The following is a 275-nucleotide window of genomic DNA, read 5'->3' as shown; positions in this document are numbered from 1 at the left end:
GAGCCCGTTGGTCCTGTTGAGCCTGATGAGCCTGATGAGCCCGTTGGACCCGTTGATCCTGTTACTCCCGTTGACCCTGTTGGTCCTGTTGAGCCCGTTGGTCCTGTTGAACCCGTTGAACCTGTTGAGCCTGTTGAGCCTGTTGGTCCTGTTGGTCCTGTTGGTCCTGTTGGTCCTGTTGAGCCCGTTGGTCCTGTTGAACCCGTTGGTCCTGTTGGTCCTGTTGAGCCCGTTGGTCCTGTTGAGCCTGTTGAGCCTGTTGAGCCCGTTGGACC

The 275-nt window shown here is 57.8% G+C and carries 1 protein-coding gene; it reads left to right on the top strand.

All coding sequences use genetic code 11. The features are described 5' to 3' along the window. Window positions 1-275 (top strand): hypothetical protein (locus COK05_RS31570; RefSeq protein ID WP_218010112.1); only part of this gene is annotated, 275 nt, incomplete at both ends.

It is taken from the genome of Bacillus cereus, assembly GCF_002567495.1.
Classification (GTDB): domain Bacteria; phylum Bacillota; class Bacilli; order Bacillales; family Bacillaceae_G; genus Bacillus_A; species Bacillus_A cereus_AQ.
The sequence above is the reverse complement of the archived record's forward strand: the minus strand, read 5'-3'. Positions and strand labels throughout refer to the sequence as shown.